This is a genomic window from Achromobacter sp. D10, from assembly GCF_035282245.1.
Taxonomy (GTDB): domain Bacteria; phylum Pseudomonadota; class Gammaproteobacteria; order Burkholderiales; family Burkholderiaceae_B; genus Achromobacter; species Achromobacter insolitus.
The window spans coordinates 1-505 of record NZ_JAYJLE010000040.1 but is presented as its reverse complement, the minus strand read 5'-3'; the positions used below and the strand labels follow the sequence as shown (position 1 = coordinate 505).

The 505-nt window shown below is 65.9% G+C and carries 1 protein-coding gene; it reads left to right on the top strand.

The window, feature by feature from the left end; genetic code table 11:
- On the top strand, nt 1–505 hold a 505-nt coding region (locus VCS63_RS29740), incomplete at both ends, for a hemagglutinin repeat-containing protein (RefSeq protein ID WP_323883126.1).

Below are 505 nucleotides of genomic sequence, written 5' to 3'. Positions count from 1 at the left end.
GGTACCAGCAAGAATTCCAGCACCACGGATCGCAGTTCGTCCAGCGCCCATGGTTCGACGATCACCGCGGGCAGGGACCTGACCGTCGTTGCGCAAGGCGCGGGCAAGGACTCCGACATCACCGTCACCGGTTCCACCTTGTCGGCGGGCGACAAGGTGGCGCTCAAGGCCGAAGGCGATGTCATCCTGCAGGCCGCGCGCAACGCCTTCGAGCAGCAGACCGACAGCAAGAGCAGCAGCGCCAGCATCGGCATCGGCTACTCGACGGGCGGCAAGCAGAATGGCTTCACGCTGGAGCTGGGCGCGTCGCTTGGCCGGGGCAAGGCCAACGGCAAGGACGAAAGCTGGACCAACAGCCTCATCACCGCGGGCAACGTGCTGGCCATCCAAGCCGGCGGGGACACCACCCTCAAAGGCGCGACGGGAGAGGCGGAACGCATCGTCGCATCCGTCGGCGGCAACCTGCTGCTGGAGAGTTTGCAGGACCGCAGCAAGTACGACTCCA